Source organism: Mesorhizobium sp. WSM4842 (assembly GCF_055901575.1).
Map to the genome: position 1 here is coordinate 6745019 of NZ_CM148372.1, position 21094 is coordinate 6766112.

The following is a 21094-nucleotide window of genomic DNA, read 5'->3' on the forward strand; positions in this document are numbered from 1 at the left end:
GCACGAGATTCTCCAGATTTGTGCACTGGTACCCACTGCCATGAGATTGCACACATGATGCTCATATAGTCTTGCGTCGGGCGCTGACATTCTGATTTTGGAGGCGATCTAGAGGTGGAGCGCTGAGGCGGCCCCGACCTTTCGGCTTCCACCGGATGAAAGGCATCTCCGTTCAGTTGCCACCGCTGGCCATCTTCTGGCTCGCTACCGCCTTCTCCAACCAACCAATCTCCATCTCCGGCACGGATGAAAGCAGCAGGTCCGTATAATTCTCGAAGGGGGGAGTCAGAACCTTGCTCTTGGGTCCATCGCGCACCACCTCGCCGCGATACATGACGGCGACCGAATCGGCGATTGATTTGACGGTTGCGATGTCGTGAGTGATAAAAAGGTATGAAACCTGCTCAATCGCCTGCAGGTTCAGCAGCAGTTTCAGGATTCCATTTGCAACCAGTGGGTCGAGTGCCGAGGTCACCTCGTCGCAGATGATCAGCTTGGGCTTGGCGGCGAGCGAACGCGCAATGCAGACGCGCTGCTTCTGGCCACCCGACAGCTCGGCCGGATAGCGGTCGATGAAGCCCTTGCCCATCTCGATCTCGTCGAGCAGCTCGGCAACGCGCTTGTCGCGTTCGCGGCCGCGCATGCCGAAATAGAATTCAAGCGGTCGGCCGATGATAGTGCCAACGGTATGGCGTGGGTTCATCGCCACGTCGGCCATCTGGTAGATCATCTGCAACTGGCGCAGATCTTCCTTCGGCCGGTCGGCCAGCCGGTTGGCCAGCGTGCGGCCGTCGAAGACGACGCTGCCCTGTTCCGGCGGCAATAGCCCGGTGATGGCGCGCGCCAGCGTCGACTTGCCGGAGCCGGATTCGCCGACGACGGCCAGCGTCTGGCCCGGGAAAATGTCGACGGAGACGTTCTTCAGCACCTTGACTGCGCCGCCGTAGGCGGCGGTGACGTTCTTGACCGACAGGAGCGGTGTGGCGCCGGGCATCTGCTCCTGGTGCTCGATCTCGTGCACCGAAACCAGCGCATTTGTGTATTCCTGGCGCGGTTCCTTGATGATCTGTTTTGCCGACCCCAACTCAACCATCTTACCATCGTGCAGCACCATGATGTCGTCCGATACCTGGGCAACGACGGCGAGGTCGTGGCTAATGTAGAGGGCTGCCACTCCGGTGGCTTGGATGGCATCCTTGATCGCGGCAAGAACGTCCAATTGCGTCGTCACGTCGAGCGCCGTGGTCGGCTCGTCGAAGACAATGAGATCCGGCTCGGAGCAGAGCGCCATCGCCGTCATCACGCGCTGCAGCTGGCCGCCCGAGACCTGGTGCGGGAAGCGTTGGCCGATGGTTTCAGGATTGGGCAGGCTGAGCTTCTTGAACAGCGCCACGGCGCGCTTTTCGGCCTCGGCCCGTGTCGCCGTGCCGTGCAGCAGCGTGGCTTCCACCACCTGGTCCATCAGCCGGTGCGCTGGGTTGAAGGCAGCCGCCGCCGACTGCGCGACATAGCAGACCTCGCGCCCGCGCAGCTTGCGGAAGCCCACCTTGCCGCCCTTCAGGATGTCGCGGCCGTTGAGGATCACCTCGCCGCCGGTGATGCGCACGCCGCCGCGGCCATAGCCCATCGAAGACAGGCCGATGGTCGACTTGCCGGCGCCGGATTCGCCGATCAGGCCGAGCACCTTGCCCTTCTCCAGCGTCAGCGAGACATCGTGGACAAGCGTGATCGTCTTCGGCGCCTCGCCGGGCGGATAGACGGTCGCCTCGATGCGCAGGTTGCGGATACCGAGGAGGGGGGTGGATTTCGCCTTGCCGTCAACCATCAGCCGCGTCCTCCCTTGAGACTCGTCGTACGGTTGAGCACCCAGTCGGCGACGAGATTGACCGAGATCGCCAATGCGGCGATCGCGGCGGCCGGGATGAGCGCCGCCGCAATGCCGAAGACGATGCCGTCCTTGTTTTCCTTGACCATGCCGCCCCAGTCGGCATCCGGCGGCTGCACGCCAAGCCCGAGGAAGGACAGTGTCGACAGGAACAGCACGGCATAAATGAAGCGCAGGCCGAGCTCGGAAACCAGCGGCGACAGCGCATTGGGCAATATCTCGCGGAAGATTATCCAGCCACTGCCCTCGCCGCGCAGCTTGGCCGCTTCGACGTAGTCCATGACATTGATGTCGACGGCCACCGCGCGCGACAGGCGATAGACGCGGGTCGAATCGAGGATTCCCATAACCAGCATCAGCGTCACCAGGTTGGACGGCAGCACCGAGAGCACGACGAGGCCCATGATCAGTGTCGGGATCGACATCAGCAGATCGACAAGCCGCGACAACAGCGTGTCGTACCAGCCGCCGAAAACCGCGGCCGAGAAGCCGAGAATGGCGCCGAGCGAGAACGACAGCGCGGTCGCCAGCACGGCGATGAACAGCGTGATGCGGGCGCCGTAGATCATGCGCGACAGCAGGTCACGGCCGAGATTGTCGGTGCCGAGCCAGTGTCCGGCCGACATCGGCTCCCAGACATCGCCGACGATCTCGGCGTTGTCATGCGGTGAGATCCACGGCGCGAAGATCGCCGCCAGCACGAACAGTGCCGTCAGGATTATGCCGATCAGCGCGGGGATGGGGATGCGTTTGATATCGAGCATACCCGCCCCCTCACTTCGGATGTCGGAGAAGCGGATTGGCGACGATCGCCGCAATGTCCGCGATGATGTTCAGGCTGATATAGACGGCCGCGAAGATCAGGCCGACGGCCTGCACCACCGGCACGTCGCGCTTGGTGACGTGGTCAACGAGATACTGCCCCAAGCCGGGATAGACGAAGATCACCTCGACCACGACGACGCCGACGACCAGATAAGCGAGGTTGAGGACAACGACATTGATGATCGGTGCGAGGGCGTTCGGGAAGGCGTGCTTGCGGATGACTGCGAAGGCCGACAGGCCCTTGAGCTCGGCCGTCTCGACATAGGCCGACTGCATGACGTTGAGGATAGCAGCGCGCGTCATGCGCATCATGTGGGCGAGCACCACCAAGGTCAGCGCGGTGGCGGGCAAGGCGATCGCCTGCATCCGGTCACCGAACGGCATGCCGTCATAGACAGTCGAGATGCCCGGGAAGATCTGCCAGTTCACCGCGAAGAAGTAGACGAGCACATAGCCGACGAAGAATTCGGGAAACGAGGTCGAGGCGAGCGCCAGTCCGGAGATCAGCTTGTCGACCCAGCCATTGCGGTAACGCACCGCGATCAGGCCAAGCGTGATCGCCAGCGGCACGGCGACGATCGCCGCCCAGAAGGCCAAGAACAGCGTGTTCCACAGCCGCCCCTTGATCGACGTTGCGATATCCTGGCCGCTCGACATGGCGGTGCCGAGATCGCCGGTGAGCACACCGCCGAGCCAGTGGAAATACCTGATGTAAGCCGGCTGGTTGAGGCCGAGCTGCTCGCGCAGATTGGCGAGCGACTCTGGCGTCGCCGACTGTCCGAGAATGGCTTGCGCGACGTCGCCGGGCAGGATCTGGGTGCCGGCGAAGATCAGGACCGAAACGGCCAGCAGGAGGAGAATGCCCAGCGCAATGCGCTGGGCAATTAGTTTCACGATGGGTGAGGACATTTACTATTCGTCGGACTTAGGCCGGCAACCAGCATTTTATTGGCGCCATAAGGTTCATCAAGGCCCGATTGGGGTCGGGGTTGTACCCTCCAAGCTTATTGGACACGGCATCAATGAAATCATTGAATGCAAACGCGATGGTTCCACCGTGATCACGCACGAGATTAGCCACATCACTATAAAGCTTCTGCCGTTTGCTCGGATCGAGCTCTGAACGGGCTGCTAAGACAAGCCGATCGAGCTCCGCATTCTTAAGATGCGTCTCGTTCCAAGGTGCAGTCGAAAGGTAGGTGAGGCTATACACCTGATCCTGCGTCGCCCGGCCCGCCCACAAACTGACAAAGAACGGCTTCTTACTCCAGACCTCAGTATAGTAGCCGTCGCCGGGCTCACGCTGGACACTGATCGGGATTCCGGCCTTTGCTGCGCTCTGCTGAAACAACTGCGCGGCGTCAGTCGCACCTGAAAATACAGCGTCGGAAACGTGCAGTACGATTGGCGACCCGTCATGGCCCGACTTCTTATAGTATGCCGCTGCCTGTTCCGGATCGTATCGACGTTGCGGAATGGAGGCATCGAAAAACGGATAATTGGCGTTTATGGGCATATCATTGCCTACGCTGCCAAAACCAGCAAGCACCTTCTTCACTATCTCGTCTCGATCAATGGCAAGCTTCAGCGCCATGCGAAGGTCTTCATTGTCGAAAGGAGCGGTATCAGTTCGCATGCTGAAAACATAGTGACTTCGGCCGGTAACATTCTTAACGCTAATTCCCGGGGCAGATTTAAGTCGACCTACGATCTTGGGATCCACTAGATTAATCATATGGACCTGTCCTGACTGCAGTGCCCCGGTGCGGGCTGTCGCGTCATTGATGATAAGCACCTCATTCTCTTCGACGTGGCCGATAGCCGGGTCCCAATAATTGGCAAATTTCCTAAACTGGTAGCGCACGCCAGCTTGAGGAGTTCCATCAATCTTGTACGGACCAGAACCGATACCGGAAGCTGGATCGTCTTTTCCTCCGTTCGGCTGTATGGACAGAGGAATTTCACTTAACGCAAATGGAAAATCTGCGTTGACACCCTTCAGTGAAATTTTTACTGTGTTGCCTTCCGTAGACAATCGATCGATCTGGCTAAGACCTCCTTTCGCTATTGATTGTGACTTTTCATCCGAATGCCGCCGTATGGTTTCTACGACATCTTCAGGCGTAACTGTTTTGCCGTTATGAAACTCCACACCATTACGAATTTTAAATAGCCAAGTGACACCATCACTTGACGAAGCTTCTTCTGCGACCCGATATTCGAGCTGCCCCGAGGCAGACGTATTTACCAGAGTTTCACCAAACAGCCGCAGGTTCAAAAAACACGCATCGCTTGTTGCAAGCGTCGGATCCAATGAGTCTGCACTTCCACCACCGGCAAAGCCGGTCTTCAAATGCCCACCCTTGATCGGCTTATCAGCAGCGACTGCAAGACCAGGCAACATTGAGGCAGCGGCGGCGCCAAAGCCAAGTGCTGAGGCACGACCAAGAAACTCACGCCGCGACAGGCGCCCGGCCACGAGGCTTTCTTTCAAGCTTTCCAATTCTTCAGTCACCTGGGTTCCCCTTTTTGCGACGCTATTGTTAACATTTCTTTGTCGATGTGTGAAATATTATTTGCAATCCGGCAAGCTTACCAATGGGCTGGAGAAGAGAAGTACCAGTATATGGCACGATGTCAATGTCCAAAAAGCTATGATCCAACACTGGCGCGAAGCTGTCACCCTCGGACAGAATGCCAAAAATTAAGGATATACAGATACTACACTCTTGGCCGAACTCGGTAAAATATGGTTTGTGGATTGTCACCATCTAGGACCGAGATGGGGATGCGGTATACTGGTAGGACGAATTCGTGTCCCGGCCGGGTTGTTACTTGCGGTGTAGCCGCAAGATGTGGTGCGTATTCCGACGAAGCCGGCCATCGATTCCGATTTGAAGCCGGCCAGGCATTTCCGATTTCATTCCGGCCGGTGTTCCGATTTGAAGTCGGCCATTTTTCGGACGAGTTCACAAAGCTGAATTGGTGCGGAGGCTGGCGGCGGGGCCATTCCGGTCTGCGTCGAACCGGCAAACTCGATTTTGAAATACAGATCCCTTCGTCTCGCGCCCACCGCCTCGACCAAAACAGTGTCCCCAAACTGCGGCGTTCTACAGTGTGGCCCCATGTTTTCGCTCCTCTCGAAGCTCACTTGGAGAGAGGATGGATCAGGTAGAAGAGAATAAAATGTCTCATGCGACGAGTTTCGGAAATGGCGTAGAATCGGGTTGAGAAGCTTGCGCGACTCGCCGTCGGCGCAGCCAAGCGTAGGGTGAGAATTCTACCGTCCAGCGCATCGTTGATCGAAACCTGCAAACTCAACGCTGTCGAGCCGCTCGGCTACGTCGCCGACGCCTCACCAGCCGGCTGGCGTCGCCGACTTCGGTGACGCCCAAGCCAAGCTATGCCGGTCCTTCGATGTCAGTTTGCGAGTACCTGTTCCAGTTGACGAGAAGTTGCCGCCCACCCACAGGGGAAGCCGACAGGTCTAACGACCTTTCCAAACAGGTTTGCGCTTCTCGGCGAAGGCGACCAGTCCCTCGCGCTCATCTTCTGAGCCAAACACTTTCCTGACGATCGGAAGTTCGACAAGTCTGTCTTCGGTCGACTGCCCGTCAAACGCCTGGAATACCATTTCCTTGCTTGCTGCCACCGCGAGCGGAGCATTAACGAGCAGCAACTGCGCAAGCTTCAATGCCTCTTCGAGCGCTTTGCCAGGCTCGGCAAGACGATTCACGATCCCGAACCGCTCGAAGTAGGACGCTTCCTTAAACTCGCCCGTGAGTGCGAGCTCCATTGCTAGATGATAGGGCATGCGCGCGGGAAGGCGAACAAGGCCGTATGTCGCCAGTAGGTTGTGTCGGACTTCCGGCAAGCCGAACTTGGCATTACGAGCTGCTACAATCATGTCGCAGGCAAGACACGTCTCAAATCCACCCGCTACCGCATAGCCCTCAACAGCGGCAATCAGCGGCTTATGCGGTGGCCGGGCCATAATACCGAAGCTGCCTCTACGCAGCTGAGGCTGCGTTCCTTCAGTGACAGCTGCTTTCAAGTCCATTCCCGAGCAGAAATTGCCGCCGGCGCCTGTCACCACTCCAACCAACAACTCTTCTTCGGTTTCGAGAAGATCCATCGCTTCTTGCATAGCTTCGGCAGTCTTAGCATCAATCGCGTTCCTTACTTCGGGACGATTGATGGTAATGACCAGAACGTTACCGCGTCGCTCGGTGAAAACGCAGTTGGCTAACTCATTCATTGATCTCTCCTCATTCATTAATAGCGCTGTGACGCAATTTGCATCACTAATTTGTGCAAGATGCCTATTCTCTGCGCCGGTCCCGACCCAGTTGCTGCTCACTACCCTCCAGCTGAGTTGCGTCCAAGTCCTGCTCGGAAGAACTCGCTGCCTTTCTCCGCATCCAGCGCTCTTCGCGCAAGGGAGTCTCGTGCGGATCCGATCGATGATGTCGTGCGCCGGTTCCAGGGATTACTTGGCTAGGCGGGAGCGGCGGTATATGAAGCGAGACGTCGAGCCTGATCGTTGATTCCTCGCCTCGTGCCCTGCTTGGCTGCGACAGAACCGTTTGCGCACCTGGTAGATTACCGAAGCACGTTACAGAAGCTTGCCGGATAATTCAAACATCGAAAAGAATTCTGCTTTTAAGTGCAGCGAGAGGGCTCTACCATTGCTCTTCCGTTGTTGAGGACGACAACGCCACGCTCGGGAACACTACTGCGAAAACTGACAGTCGAACCGTCGCGCCACATTTCGGTACGAATGGTATCTCCGGGATAGACGGGAGCGGAAAAACGCACCTTCATTGCCGTCAAACGCGACGGATCGTATTCACAAGTCTCACGCAGCAAAGCGTGGCCAGCGATGCCGAAAGTACAGAGACCATGAAGGATTGGAGATTCGAAGCCTGCAGCTCTGGCCGCTTCCGGATCCACATGAAGTGAATTGTCGTCGCCGCTCAATCGATAGATGAGGGCAGCCCTGGTATCTGTTTTGTAATCCCAGACCACATCGGGAGCTCGGTCGGGGATGGGATGAGGTGATGCTGCGCCATCGGCCCGGCCACCGAAACCGCCGTTGCTCCGGCAGACTTCAGTTGACGTTAAGGTCGCTATTTTTCGGCCCGTCAAAAGCTCTCGCAGCTCATTGCTGGAATAGATGAAAGCTCCTTTGTCGCCCCGATCCAAGATATCAAGCACCTTCGTGGTGCCAATGACGGCACCTTCAACTGGCAGAGCTTCATGGAGCTCAAACCCCTGCTCGCCGTGCAATACATTTTCCCATGTAATGCCAAGCGATTCGTCCTGGTGCCAGAATCCAGGCGTGGCAAGCACGGTAGACATCGTCGGCAAAGCCAGCATCTGCTGCTCGTAGACAAAGCGCAATTGCCGGGGATCTGTGGGAGGCTCCCCTAGCCCTACACCTAAGGCGTACAAGGCTGTATCTCTTCGGGAAAAGCGGTGTTCGACCGGCTCAAACTGCCGACTCACTATGCGCTCTGCGGAGAAATCCGTCATTTCACATCACCGACGAGATGATTTTTGATAATCGCTTGGGTAACGTCGGTGCTCCATTGACCTCGCTGCTGTGTCGTCCATACGTCTTGCTTCCTTGAGAAGGGTTTCGCACCAATTCGACTATAATTCATTGGCATACTGCACAGCGGCAGCTACTCTTATGCGTGATAGCATTACGCGAAATGACTTCTCTAGGAAGCGGAATTAATGTCATCCGCTGGGTGATTTTTTGCGTGACTTTGGTGATCTGGACCAAGGCTCCGCTTTCTCCTGCTATTTTGTGGCCAATATAGGAAAATTGAAGCGGGACCCGCTGCACTGTCGCCGGGCTTAGGTCCCGATTTGCCTACAAGGTATCATTCGGGGAAGTCGACCCGCACGACGTTTCCAGACAAGACGGCTCCGAACCCCCTAGATCGGGTGAGCTGTCAGTTCAAAGCCCTGCGCCAAACTGGTTGCGGGTGCGAAATACATTGTGAGTTTGTCCGGTCCGCCATGTATCGGAAATCTCCGAGCCGCCGAAGACCAGCCCAGCGCCCGCGATCGGCTCCATAAATCACACGTGCATATCGTCCAATTTGCAAATCTCCTCTTGCAGTTCCGGCCTCAAAGCCTGGGTCTATTGATGATGTCGGACCAGCCGCATGACCGCATCCACGGCGGCTGCCCCTGCCCTGGGGGCGCACGATCAGCGGATTGATTTCGGCTTCGACGAAATGCTCCTCGTTGAGATGGCGAATTGGGCAAACTTTTCGATAATGTCGACCCACGGCACCAATATCGCCTTCGGTCTGCCGCGCCAACCGTCAAGCAATGGAAACAGTTTTAGACTACGCAAGGCCTCGAGAATAATAACACGCGAAGCAGGCAATAGGATTGTGGCAGAATTCATCGCGAAACAATCTTCGGTGTGAAGTTCATTTGTGTGTCAGCACCTGATCTGATATGGGAAATAAGCTTCGTGGTTTCGCTCATGGCCGTGTAATATTCATCGGCAACCTGGTCCACGATTTTCCCCGCCGCTTGGATTTCGGAAGCGGCGGAGACGGTATGACCGGCGCTCCAAATATCAACCCAGCGCTTCGGCCCTTTCCCCGCCAGGTCGGCGCTGAACCTCTTCCGTGCTTCTTCAACGCTCAGCGGTATTTCCAGTTCGGCGAGATCGAGCCCGGCTTTCAGGATTGACGGACGGAGGTAATTGGCGTCGAATCCGTTTATCGCCTTCGTTAGATGGATGTCGTCGATTCCTGAATTGACCACCATTTGTTTGTGACCCTGCGGTGCCAGGCTCTCATGCGTTGCGATGAATCGTGTTCCCATCACACCGAAGTCACACCCCAGCACCTGTGCTGCCCAAAGTGCATGACCGTCGGACAGGCCGCCGGCGAGCCCCACCGGCCCATCATAGATCGAGCGAACCGCCCTGACGAACGACAACCCGTTTAGCCAGCCGGTCTCTCCTCCTGCGCCTGCGCTCAGAAGTACCAGACCATCGGCACCCACCTTGATCGCTTTTTCCGCATGTCGCATCGTGGCGACATCTGTCAGGACTGTGCATCCTACATCATGCAATTGAGGAATGACCGCCTCCGGAGATCCGACGCTCGCAAGCACGATCTTTACCCTGTGCTTGACCAAAACATCGACATCGGCCCGAAGGGCCTCAGGTGTCCTGCGCATGACGATGTTGGGACAGCATGGTGCCGAAACATCATCCGACTTCGCACAAGCTCGCTCTATCCTCGTCAGCCACTCATCCAGTTCTTCCGGCGTCCGTGCATTGAGGGTTGGAAAAGCCCCGATGGCGCCCTTCCGGCAGACAGCCGAGACGAGTTCGGGTCCCGATACTAGCTGCATCGGTGCCGAGATAAGGGGTATACGCAGCCTGGAAGTGATTGAGGCAGGCAAGCTCATTTGGCTTTATCCTATTCTGCTAGCTGTGAACAATGGCTGGGAGCCACCATAACCGCTCGATCGCTTCCGCCGGCTGATCTCGATCACCTTCGGCGAATGAAATAAGGGGTTCCCCGATGCCGTGACGCTCTCCGCAGTGGGTCGCCTCGTACATCCAGCAACAATCCTCGAACTGGATGTCGAGAGTTATCGCCGACGCGACCTGCTTCTGGTGGCTTGCGGGGTCGACCGTCGCGCGGACCCACGCCCCAGCGATGTCAGCACGTCAACTTGACGAAGCTTCGCAACAATCTCTTCTGCTGTATGCCGCTTCCTGACCTCTGCACTCCTCAATCAGTTCTAGGCAGGCCGTTGAAGAAGTCAGGCTCTTTCGCAAACGAAGCCGGAATCGTCGGCGTTGTGGATGTAGAAGTGGCCGACGAGGCGACCTGCAGTGCCAAAGACAACCCAGCCGCGGCCACAGGCTGGGTCGTTCTCATCATAGCCCTCCCACCAGAATTCCGCGCAGGCTGAACCATCGCGGGTGCCGGACATCGAGAAAGCCCTTGAGTGCGCCGAAGACGATCTCGCCATCCGCCGAGCCTTTGAATGTCAGATGGGCTTCCTCGACGAGATCGAGGAAGTCGTTATCCCAAACATCCATCTCGATGATGCGCCAGCGGCCGGCGAAGGCCTTGGTGCGCGGCGACAAACAAGGTGAGACGCCGTTTCGCGGTAGGGACGCTCATTACTGAGCGCCCCCGCACAGATCCACGCGGGCGGCTTTCCCGCACGTGGCTCCTACCTCGAGTGTTTGACGGCGAAGCGGGCGCTCGGCCATGGATGAAGGTTACAAGGCTTGGGAAGGTAGTCGTTGGCTAACTGCGCGATCCGTTCCCACGTAGCGCCGTCCTTCTGGCTGCGTCGCTGAAGCGTACGCCTCCAAAGGTCGATCACCCGATACCTGAACGCCGTGAGCGCCCGGATATTCGTTGGAACCGCGAAGTATGCGAAGTGCCCGCCAACGGTCTGGCCCAGCCACTTCCCCTGCTTGGGGATCGGCCAGTGCATTCGCCGCCGCAGCTCCGCCTTAATGTCCTGAAGCTTCGCCCGCATGCGGTCGCCGCGGGTCTTCCGTTTAAGCTGGAAGCGCCCTCGACGTGATTTTCCGCAGATGAGCGTGAACCCCAGAAAGGCGAAGGTCTCCGGTTTGCTGAGCCCGCGCTGCTTGCGGTCGACCGCCGCGAGGCGGCCAAACTCAATCAGGCGGGTCTTGTCCGGGTGGAGCGACAGCGCAAACTCCTCAAGCCTCGCACGCATCGCACCGAGAAAGCGACGGGCGTCGCCCTCATGCTCGAAACCGACGATCACATCATCGGCATAGCGCACGATGATCATGTCGCCGGAGGCCTCGCGCTGTCGCCAGCGCTGAGCTCACAGGTCGAAGACGTAGTGCAGGTAGATGTTGGCCAGAAGCGGCGAAATCACCGAGCCTTGACCCGTTCCCCTGTCATCCACAGTCACGATCCCGTCTTCGAGGATGCCCGCCTTCAACCAGTTCTGGATCAGGCGGTTGATGCGCTTGTCGCCGATCCTGTGTTCTACGAAGCGGACGAGCCAATTCTGGCTGACGCTCCCGAAAAAGTTCTGGATATCGGCGTCTACAATCCAGTTCACCTTCCGCTTGTCGATCGCCACGCACAGGGCGTCCAACGCATCGTGCGGCCCTCGCCCGGGCCGAAACCCGTAGGAGAAGCCAACGAAGTCGCCTTCGTAGATGGCATTGAGCACCATGACGGTTGCCCCTTGGACGATCTTGTCTTCCAGAGCGGCAATCGCCAGCGGCCGCTGCTTCCCATCCGCCTTCGGTATAAACGTCCGGCGCGACGGTTGCGGACGGTACGCTCCCCGTTGGACCCGTCTGTTCAAATCCCTGAGCCGAGGCTCGAGGTCTGCCTCGTAATCCTGCCACGTCATGCCATCCACCCCGGGCGCGGCCTTGCGCTTAAGCGCGTAGAACGCCATCCGCAGCGTGTCGACATTGATATGGTGGAAGAGCGCGGTGAACCGTTCCTTCTTCCTCAGCCTTGCGGCTTGCCGTGCGCGGTCCAGCGACTGGGACATGCGAGCCCGGCTCTGTGTCCGGTGCATGCGTTGCTGTTCCGCGTTCCCCTTGGTCTCCGGCCTTGGCTCCCCCAACTCCGCTGCCGGTTGCCCGGCTTTGTTCGTCGGCTTCACAGCTACTATGCCGGAGTCAGACCTCTCCTGTCCGTTCATCATCGGCTACGGCTCCTCGCCTTCCCGATGCGGACCGGTGTGGCTGGACGCCGCCCGGCCGGGCAGGAGATCTCCCAGGTTCCGACGCGTTCCTTTGGTGCGTGATGTGGCCCTAGACCCCGGCAGGGCGATGGAACCTCGCATAGCGGCTCAGCACATATTGCCTTCGACGGATGAGAACGTCTCGGCCCCTGCAATCTTATCACTATCGTGGCTCACTCCCACACCCCGCACGATTGCTGTGTACGCTTCGCCGTGGTCGTCACCTCCCACGTCGCAACACTCACTATCGGGCGGGCGCTACCCCTTACCCGGGCCGGACCTGCACCGGCTGGAACTCGCCAGCTTGGCCTGGCGCACCTCATCCAGATTGTCGCGCCATACCTTGGCGAAGCCGGAACCTTGTCCATCAGCCGGTCTCCGCCATGAGCTTTGGCAGTCGCACCAGATTGTAGGCAGCGGCTGCCAAGGTGAAGGCCCATCCGACACGGTCGCGGCCGCGGAACCTGGTCTTGTGCTGGCCGGCCACGACCTTGATCCAACCCCGAAGGCCTCTTCGATGCGCTTCCTGATGCGCTGGCTGACGGCATAGCCGCCATGTCGCGTCATGCGCCCGGAACTGCGGCCGCTCGTGTTCTGCGCTACATGCGGCGTCACCCTCATCGAGCGCAGCTCATTGACGAAGTCTTCCGCGTCGTGGGCCTTGTCGGCGCCGAGCGTGATCGCCTGTGGCCGCTCCGCTCGAGGTTCGATCATGTGCAGTGCGGCCACCTGCTCAGCATGTCCGTCGGCCAGTGCCAGGCAAGGGCACCCTGGGTTGTCGTGTGAACTGGAACGAGACGATCCTTGCGGAACTTTGTCTTCCGAACGAGGAGAACCCCGTTGGTGAGATCGACGTCGGAACGATCAAGCCCGACTACTTCCCCCGATCGCAGCCCCGAACTCGCCAACAATCCGATCGGTAAGCCTGGCAACCGGTGTCGTGTAAGCGGTGAGGCAGACCAGCAGGGTGCCACCCTTGCGTGCCGCGACTTCCGGCGGCGTCACGGCCTTTTCATCTCGCGTCGCGCTCATGGCACCCTTCCCTCACATTCACAACGACCCATCAAACGACGCACCAAGCGCCAAAAAGGGGCTCGCTGAAAAATGCCCACCAGGTTTGTTTGTTCGCGATGTCCTCTGAAGGTTCCCAGCTCTAGTCCCTGGGCTCGAAGCCGAGCTCCCAAGATCGCATGCTCTCGCCCGGACCTCCCAAGCATCATCAATTTCAATTCTGCGGCAAAAAGCGAGTGACCTTGATCGCATCTGGGCTTTGATTGCCAGTTAGTAGGGGGATCGCACTCCATTCAATGATACATAAATTGTTTTCATCTCTGTATAATGTTGCAATGCCAGTTTGGAATTTTCCCTGCCAATACCCGATAATTTCGAGCCACCAACCGGAATTTCGACCGGCATAATGTTATATGTATTGATAAAGCAGATTCCTGATTCGAATACTTTTGCCACGCGATGAGCGCGTGTAATGTCATCAGTGAATACGCCTGCCGCAAGGCCGAACTCCGTGGCATTCGCTCGTGTAACTACCTCCTCTTCGGTTTCGAATTCGAGCACTGACATGACGGGACCAAAGATTTCCTCTCGCGCTATTGTCATTTCGTCAGTCACATCAGCAAAAACTGTCGGCTGCAAAAAGAAACCTGGCCTGCTCAGCTGAAGCCCTCCGTAGACAAGTCGTGCGCCCTCCGCGACGCCCTGGGCAATATAAGCCTTCACCATCTCCAATTGGCGTTCACTTACCATAGGTCCGAAGTTGACCTGAGGATCCATCGGGTCGCCAATTTTCGCTAATGAAAGCCTAGTGCGCAGCTTTTCAAGGAAGGCTGTCTTTATTCGCTTTTGTACGAAGACGCGTGAGCCATTGGAGCAAATCTGTCCTGAAGAGAAGAAATTGCCGACTATGGCGCCACTCACGGCACTCTCAAGGTTCGCATCGTCAAAAACGATCAGAGGAGATTTTCCGCCAAGTTCCATTGTGACGTGCTTCATCCCCTCGGCCGCAGCAGCATATACTTTGCGCCCGGTCGGAACAGACCCGGTCAGGGACACTTTGGCGACGCGCCGATCGGCGACGAGGGCGGCTCCAACATCGCCGTATCCCTGCACAACATTGAAGATGCCCTTCGGAGCACCGGCTTGCACAAGCGCTTCCGCAAGCTTCAGCGCAGATAGCGGGGTCGTTTCGGAGGGCTTGAAAATCATGGCGTTGCCGCAAGCTAACGCCGGCGCCGCCTTGAAACAGGCGATTTGAATCGGATAATTCCAAGCGCCAATACCCACACACACGCCAAGTGGCTCCGGTACTGTAAAGGCAAAGTCTCCATTCGCCAAAGTTACGTACTCACCCGTCACACTCGCAGCCAGCCCGCCAAAATACTCTAGTGCATCGGCCCCGACAGATGCATCTGCTATGAGCGTCTCTTGAATGGGCTTACCCGTGTCGTGCGTCTCAAGTACAGAGAGGTCGTGGTTGTTGGCACGCAATATTTCGGCTGCGCGTTTCAGAACGCGTCCGCGATCGGCTCCAGTGGTAGCGGCCCATTTCTTTTGCGCGGCCTTTGCTGATTGCAGTGCCTTTTCGACTATAGCTGGGGTGGCAGCGCTAAGTCGCGCGATTGTCTCACCCGTTGCCGGATATATGACCTCGATTGGCTCCCCGGCTGCGCTCTCAACGTAATCTCCATCGATGAAGTGGCTGGCCTTGGGCTGAAATTTCATTCCTGTTGCACCTCGAGTTTACTGTGCTGGCATGGGTCGGCTCAGGCTCTCCTATGCAGACGCACCTGCTGCTACGTTCAGATCAGGGTATCATCCCTGGCCACGGTTGGGAGCGCAAAAAAAGTAATGCGGTTGATGATTTTCTTTCGCCTGTGCTTTGAACAGCCCATGTTGTTTGCCGAATGTGACGATGACTTGATTGTGGGGAGCGTACAGTCGCTAGACGTTCGCGGATCTTCTGTTTTTGCGCTGGAGGGGCTGGCGGCATATCCCAGCACGCTACAGCGCCGCCACCACGCTTCTCAGTCATCGGGTCGGCGGAACTGTATATGATGGCGCGCATACCGAAGACGTGCCTTGGAGACTTAATAAATGCGAAGGGATGAGAGATCGTGGACAGGCAATTTGGTCTGCCATAGCCGGCCCGGCCAAAGTGGGAGCATACTTTTAGAACCATGGTTATTTCGCCTGTCATGGTAATCGAGAAGGACTTGGTAGATTACAACGGCCATTTAAACATGGCCTAATATAATGTCCTCTTCGACCCGGCCGGAGAGGATGCGTTCGAGAAGATCGGGCTTGGCGCCAGGTACGCATGCACGCGCGCCTTGTCGAATTATTCTGCCGAAGTCCAGTTGCTGGACCACGACGAGAAGCGCTTGCTTCTACCAAGAGCTTCGCCACATCGACGGATGGCTGGCTGCAACGTCAGAACAGCTGTCCCTTCACGTCGACATGGCAGGTCCGAAGGTGGGGCCATTTCCCCCTGACATCTTGCGGCCTGGAACGGGTGCAAGCCGACCTCGCATTGCAGGATGTCCCTGTCCGCGCTGGTAGAGCGATCGCGATCAAGTGCAAGGTGCACGAATGATTCTCCTTGGTCCGCGGACGATATCGACGGTGTTGCAGGCTTTGGTTAAGTTCTGCTGGCGATAACGTGGGCGCCGATTGCGGCATTCGAAGGTGTGCCGTCCATGGCGAGGAGCAGGAGATTTACTTTTGACGCGGACCGAGACTTCACCGAAGTGGCCGCCGCCGGCATCTCGATCACAGCCAAACGCTCGATCACTAGCTCTACTATTTCCGACTCACTCATTTGATTTCGAGCATGTCCATGCTGCGTTCCGCAGTCAGCAGGTGGATCATCTTCAGGTCGCATCTGTCTATTGCGTGATTCGTATCAGAACGTTCGTTCACGCGGTCACATCACGAACGGAGAGGGTTGGCTCGTGGCCATTGTATGCGAGAGGTCAAGAAGGCCCCGCTTGCCGACGCTATCGCGGCCGCGACATGTGACGCGGCCCCTCTAAGCGTCTCAGCCCGCCCTCTGGTTCGGGCTGGGGATCTTCTCGAACGCGCCAGCGCCCGTGTCGCCTGGGGTGTTCGGCATTGCCCGAGCTTTGGTGCCAGGCCCGCGGCCGGACTCAACCCAGAATGCTACGGCGGCTGAGATGCCGGCGGAAGTTTTTCATCCGTCGTTCAGCTGACCGAATTACCGATTGATTCGACTGTTTCGCTGTCATCTATGACGAAGGTGGGCAACCTGCTCAATCTTCTGCGGATCCGGAAGCAGTTTCAGGACACCATCTGTAACTAGCCTCTTGCTAGCTGCTTTGTCCTCCAAGGGCAGCCAGACGCCCTAAGTGGTGATCCGCATCGCCAAGCAATTTGTCGATCATGCTCACATGCTTAAAGTAGTGACCGATGCTGTACTCCATTGTCATTCCGATGCCGCCGTGGAGCTGGATCGATTGATGCCCGATCGCCTTCGCCGACCGGCAAATCTGGACCTTAGCCGCCGAAATCGCGCGCTCGCGCTCGGTCTCATCACTTTCGCCGAGCATAAGCGCAGCGTATATGGCCATCGAGCGCGACTGCTCCAATTCGACAAGCATGTCCACGGCCCGATGCTGCAACACCTGAAAGCTGCCGATTTTCTTACCAAACTGTTCTCGCATTTTTAGGTAGTCAAGCGTGATCGCCTGCATTCTGCTAAATGCGCCGACAGCTTCTGCGCACAACGCTGCAATTGCCTCCTCGGCGACGCGGGAGATAACCGGGAAGGCATTAGCCGGGTCGCCGATGACATTGGCCGCATCAACCCGTACATGTTCGAGTGTGATATCAGCCGCACGCGGACCGCTGTGCGTCGGATAACCGCGACACTTAAGGCCTGGGGCATCAGCTTCAACAAGAAAAAGGCCGATACCATGCTCTTGCCTGGTATCACCGTTAGTTCGAGCAGATACGATGATCTTATCGGCCGTATCGCCGTGCAGCACGAGCCCCTTTGTGCCGCTCAGGATCCAGCCGTTTTCATCCTTCGTTGCAAGCGTCTTAACATCGAAAAGGTCATAACGAGACTGGGGCTCCAGGTAAGCGAAAGCAAACTTTAGCTGGCCCTGGGCGATGGCGGGAATAAGCGCCGCCTTTTGCGTGTGGCTTGCTCCGTGATGGAGGATGCCGCCAGCAAGCACGACCGTCGCGAAATAAGGCTCAAGGATCAGCGCCTCGCCAAAGGCCTCCATCAAGATCATTGTCTCAACCGGTCCCCCGCCGAAACCGCCATATTCTTCCGCAAACGGCATCGCAAGAAGTCCGAGTTCGGCATAGCTTGACCACATCGACTCGCTATAGCCGTGGCTCTGAGCCCGATACCCGCCGCGATCTCCGAAGCCATACTTGTCGAGCATCAGTCGAGCGACACTGTCCTTCAGCAGCCGCTGCTCTTCCGTAAGATCAAAATTCATAGCATATGTCTCCTGAACCAAGGGGAGATACCGGCGACCTCAGAAGCTAGAGGTCGAGGATCGCCTTCGCGATGATGTTCTTTTGAATCTCGCTTGAACCTGCGTAGATTGTCGCCGCGCGGCTGTAAAAACAGGCGGGCACGATTGTTTTTGCCCCGTAGACACCGAACGGCGACCCGACACAGCTCTCATTGTCATCTTCCGACAATTCAGGAAGTGCGTAAGGGCCGAGAACATCCATCAGAAGCGACGTAGCATCCTGCTCGACTTCCGAGCCCCTCAACTTTAGAATTGAGCTGGTTGGGTCTTGCTCGCCCACCTTTTGCTTCGACGCGTTTGCGACTACTCGCAGATACGTGATTTCGAAGGCCTTCAGCTCAACTTCGAGTGTGGCAAGCTTCTTTCGGAAGGTCGGTTGATCCATCAGTCGCGTCCCTCCCTCACAACACCGTGCAGCAAGCTCTTTGATCCACTTAATGCGTTCTTTCGTAATGCCCACGCCGGCGTCGATGACCCGTTCATTGCCGAGGACAACCTTGGCATAGGTCCATCCCTTGTTCTCTTCACCGATCAGGTTCTCGATCGGAACACGAACATTAGAAAAGAAGACCTCATTCACATCGTAACTGCCATCGATCATCTTGATCGGACGTACAGTGATACCAGGCGTCTTCATGTCGATTAACAGGAATGATATGCCCTCCTGCTTCTTCACGTCGAGGTTGGTCCTGACCAGGCAAACGATCCAATCGGCATATTGCGCCCCGGTCGTCCAGATCTTTTGACCATTAACAACATAATGATCGCCATCGCGCACCGCCCGTGTTTTCAGCGATGCAAGGTCAGAGCCCGCTCCCGGCTCTGAGAAGCCTTGGCACCACCAATCCTCCGCGTTGATGATACGCGGCAGAAAGTATTCTCTCTGCCCCTCATTCCCAAATGTGTAAATGAGGGGACCGACAATGGAAGCGCCGTAGCCGAACAACATCCGAGCGGGAAATGCCTGCACCTCTTCTTCGAAAATATACTGCTGGATAGGAGACCACTCTGCTCCTCCATATTCTCTTGGCCAGCTTGGAACACCCTTCGAATGAAGGATCCTCGTTCCCGCCGCAATTTCGTCCTTTGATAGTTGGCGGCCTTCTGAGAGTGCGCGGCGTGTCTCAGGTGGTACACCGTCCCGTAGGAGCTGGCGCACTTCTTCGCGGAACGCTTGTTCTTCTTCTGCAAACGCGAGGTCCATTATCATCTCCAACTAGGTTAGACCGCACTGGTTGCTGGCAGGTCGGCGAGAATACACCGCAAGGTCGCGTCCACTGAAGATTGGCGTCGTCCGCGATCGTACGGTTCGCCTGCAGCGGATGCCGCACCCGCCTCGAGCGCGGCGTCGCTAAACAACTCCCCAGTCGCCGCTCACCATCTCCACCGAGTCTGATCGGAAGCAATGAACCACGCAGCGGACTGGGGAGAGCGGCTGTTTTTAATGACTCGCTAAACAAAGCAACTGATTACTAGTCAGTCGAGACCCTTGTAACGCTCCTGAGCTTTATCAAGAGCACTCCGAAGGCCGTGTTCTTTTATCGCCTTCTGCATTTTGCCGTATTCTGGCATTGCTTGAGGCGACATAATTGCAATCTGCTCCAAATAATAGTCCGTTGCAGTTTTCAAACCTTGCATCTCATAGACGCGGTTTAGATACATTTTGTGCATCTGTTGCATTTCACGCGGCATTGCGGCCATCAGTTTGGCCTTACGCTTTGTAGCTTCGTGCAGTTCATCGGGCTCAACTACCTCGGTTACCAAGCCGATTTCTTTGGCTCGGTGCGCAGAAACTTCACCCCCTGTGAGCATTATGTCTTTTGCTGTTCTCATGTTCACAAGCCAGGGCAAGAACATGCACATCCCGCTAATTCCGTAGCGAAACTCATTGTAACCCATTTTAGTATCTGAGCTGGCAATAGTAATGTCGCAAAACAATGAAAGCTCGAAACCCTTGCCGATAGCGACGCTATGAACAGATGCAATAACAGGCTTGGTTATCCGCCAGGGCGTCGTGAATTCGTCAAACTGTCTAAAACCGTATGTTCGCCACTCGAAGACGGATGACCAGGTATCATCAGCATCTTCTTTAAGGTCATGTCCGGAACAAAACCCCCTCCCACTTCCGCGGATAACGATGACGTTTATATTCTCGTCTTCATCCGCCTTGAGCAGAGCGTCCCTGAGTTCAGCAATGAGGCGCTTATTCATTGCGTTAATTCTTTCTGGCCGATTTAGCGTCAACCAGCAAATGTGGTCGGCATCCACCTCGTACAAGAGATGCTGGTAGTCTGCGAAATTCGCGATTTCAGAGTTCATGGGAACCTCGTTGGAAGTGGTTTTCAGCCGGCGCGCTAGGAGTACCCGCTGTGGCGAGCGCCCCCCAAACCGAGTACGCAGCACGGTCGCGTACCGATACCAGCTTTCCTCTAGGAGGGGGCCGACAAAAAAGTCACCTACCTGGTGAGTTCCTAGCGAATTCTAACCGCTATGCAATCTATCCCCATGTCACCTATAAAGGCTTTATTGGCGAGTTCTCCTCCGTCGGCAATTCAGAATTGCGGCGGCGAGCTCCGGTACCGCGAAGGCAAGACCGTGCGTCTTCGCTCACCGGTTGCGCAACATGCCCTTTATCAGATCGATGATTGGCAGGGGCATTGCAAAGATGTGGCACAACGACCATGTGCCCTGCTGGAAGACACTTGACGACCAGATGGACCTGATTCTTGATGGCCATGTCGGTCGCTCCTTGGGCGTCTGGGACCTGGGCCGCTAGTACCTTTTCACAGTGATGTTGACTGGTTGATTTCCAGCCATTCGAGAATGGGCAGGCGTGGCGGAGGGACAAGGATCTCGATGCTTCTTGGAACGCGGGGTTGACGGCGAATGAGGCCGTTGCGTTCGAGGGTGACGATCATCTGATGGACCGACGGCGGACTGACCTGGAAATGGCGTTGGATGTCGGCTTCGGCGGGCGAGCACCGAAACATGTACGAATAGGTGTAGATGAAGGCCAGGTACTGACCCTGCTTTTCGGTGAAGCCCTTGTCGGCGGGCCGCTGTGCAGCGTCTGATTTTTGACTCATCTTTGGATTCGTCCGGTGCCTCCGAC

Annotated in this window: 14 protein-coding genes and 6 pseudogenes; 3 read left to right on the forward strand and 17 right to left on the reverse strand. The window is 57.0% G+C overall.

The window, feature by feature from the left end; translation table 11 throughout:
* Positions 1 to 172: 172 nt before the first annotated feature.
* From AC0NIE_RS32655 to AC0NIE_RS32680, 6 genes are all read right to left on the reverse strand, one after another.
* On the reverse strand, positions 173 to 1825 hold the full coding sequence (locus tag AC0NIE_RS32655; protein ID WP_473489638.1) for an ABC transporter ATP-binding protein: 1653 nt from the start codon (positions 1823 to 1825) through the stop codon (positions 173 to 175).
* Entirely contained in the window at positions 1825 to 2649 is an 825-nt protein-coding gene (locus AC0NIE_RS32660; RefSeq protein WP_473489639.1) for an ABC transporter permease, read from the reverse strand. Before AC0NIE_RS32660 ends, AC0NIE_RS32655 begins: the two co-directional genes overlap by 1 nt.
* Before the next feature lie 10 nt (positions 2650 to 2659).
* Positions 2660 to 3619 carry an ABC transporter permease gene (locus AC0NIE_RS32665; RefSeq protein ID WP_473489640.1) on the reverse strand — a complete coding sequence of 320 codons (960 nt, stop codon included), beginning with the start codon at positions 3617 to 3619 and terminating at the stop codon, positions 2660 to 2662.
* A gap of 16 nt (positions 3620 to 3635) precedes the next feature.
* A complete protein-coding gene (locus AC0NIE_RS32670) occupies positions 3636 to 5225 on the reverse strand; it encodes an ABC transporter substrate-binding protein (protein ID WP_473489641.1) in 1590 nt (529 codons plus the stop codon).
* Positions 5226 to 6197: 972 nt separating this feature from the next.
* On the reverse strand, positions 6198 to 6968 hold the full coding sequence (locus tag AC0NIE_RS32675) for a crotonase/enoyl-CoA hydratase family protein (protein WP_473489642.1): 771 nt from the start codon (positions 6966 to 6968) through the stop codon (positions 6198 to 6200).
* Between the two features lie 404 nt (positions 6969 to 7372).
* On the reverse strand, positions 7373 to 8245 hold the full coding sequence (locus AC0NIE_RS32680; protein ID WP_473489643.1) for a MaoC family dehydratase: 873 nt from the start codon (positions 8243 to 8245) through the stop codon (positions 7373 to 7375).
* Between the two features lie 311 nt (positions 8246 to 8556).
* Here AC0NIE_RS32680 and AC0NIE_RS32685 point away from each other — a divergent pair.
* Both AC0NIE_RS32685 and AC0NIE_RS32690 read left to right on the forward strand, forming a co-directional pair.
* Positions 8557 to 8686, forward strand: a pseudogene (locus AC0NIE_RS32685) (IS3 family transposase); the annotation flags it as partial.
* A gap of 203 nt (positions 8687 to 8889) precedes the next feature.
* Entirely contained in the window at positions 8890 to 9159 is a 270-nt protein-coding gene (locus AC0NIE_RS32690) for a hypothetical protein (RefSeq protein WP_473489644.1), read from the forward strand.
* Here AC0NIE_RS32690 and AC0NIE_RS32695 read toward each other — a convergent pair.
* The 7 genes and pseudogenes from AC0NIE_RS32695 to betB all read right to left on the reverse strand — a co-directional run bounded on the left by AC0NIE_RS32695 (position 9134) and on the right by betB (position 15193).
* Positions 9134 to 10159 (reverse strand): NAD(P)H-dependent flavin oxidoreductase, encoded by a 1026-nt coding sequence (locus AC0NIE_RS32695; protein WP_473489645.1) that lies wholly within the window; start codon positions 10157 to 10159, stop codon positions 9134 to 9136. The genes AC0NIE_RS32690 and AC0NIE_RS32695 overlap by 26 nt on opposite strands.
* Before the next feature lie 360 nt (positions 10160 to 10519).
* Positions 10520 to 10802: pseudogene (locus AC0NIE_RS32700) on the reverse strand (hypothetical protein).
* A 137-nt stretch (positions 10803 to 10939) separates the two neighbouring features.
* Positions 10940 to 12418: pseudogene (ltrA, locus tag AC0NIE_RS32705) on the reverse strand (group II intron reverse transcriptase/maturase).
* 406 nt (positions 12419 to 12824) lie between these two features.
* A pseudogene (locus AC0NIE_RS32710) lies at positions 12825 to 13219 on the reverse strand (transposase); the annotation flags it as partial.
* Positions 13168 to 13389, reverse strand: a complete 222-nt coding sequence (locus tag AC0NIE_RS32715; RefSeq protein WP_473489646.1) for a tyrosine-type recombinase/integrase — start codon at positions 13387 to 13389, stop codon at positions 13168 to 13170. The gene AC0NIE_RS32715 and the pseudogene AC0NIE_RS32710, both read right to left, overlap by 52 nt.
* A pseudogene (locus AC0NIE_RS32720) lies at positions 13373 to 13489 on the reverse strand (3-methyl-2-oxobutanoate hydroxymethyltransferase); the annotation flags it as partial. The gene AC0NIE_RS32715 and the pseudogene AC0NIE_RS32720, both read right to left, overlap by 17 nt.
* Positions 13490 to 13738: 249 nt before the next feature.
* Positions 13739 to 15193 (reverse strand): betaine-aldehyde dehydrogenase, encoded by a 1455-nt coding sequence (gene betB / locus AC0NIE_RS32725; protein WP_473489647.1) that lies wholly within the window; start codon positions 15191 to 15193, stop codon positions 13739 to 13741.
* A gap of 473 nt (positions 15194 to 15666) precedes the next feature.
* Here betB and AC0NIE_RS32730 point away from each other — a divergent pair.
* Positions 15667 to 16064, forward strand: a pseudogene (locus tag AC0NIE_RS32730) (thioesterase family protein).
* 733 nt (positions 16065 to 16797) lie between these two features.
* Here the strand turns inward: AC0NIE_RS32730 and AC0NIE_RS32735 are convergent.
* From AC0NIE_RS32735 to AC0NIE_RS32750, 4 genes are all read right to left on the reverse strand, one after another.
* Positions 16798 to 17943: an acyl-CoA dehydrogenase family protein gene (locus AC0NIE_RS32735; protein WP_473489648.1), complete on the reverse strand. Its 1146-nt coding sequence runs from the start codon at positions 17941 to 17943 to the stop codon at positions 16798 to 16800.
* 46 nt (positions 17944 to 17989) lie between these two features.
* On the reverse strand, positions 17990 to 19186 hold the full coding sequence (locus AC0NIE_RS32740) for an acyl-CoA dehydrogenase family protein (RefSeq protein WP_473489649.1): 1197 nt from the start codon (positions 19184 to 19186) through the stop codon (positions 17990 to 17992).
* Between the two features lie 272 nt (positions 19187 to 19458).
* Positions 19459 to 20301, reverse strand: a complete 843-nt coding sequence (locus AC0NIE_RS32745) for an enoyl-CoA hydratase/isomerase family protein (protein WP_473489650.1) — start codon at positions 20299 to 20301, stop codon at positions 19459 to 19461.
* 464 nt (positions 20302 to 20765) lie between these two features.
* Entirely contained in the window at positions 20766 to 21068 is a 303-nt protein-coding gene (locus AC0NIE_RS32750; protein WP_473490060.1) for a LexA family protein, read from the reverse strand.
* Between the last annotated feature and the right edge of the window lie 26 nt (positions 21069 to 21094).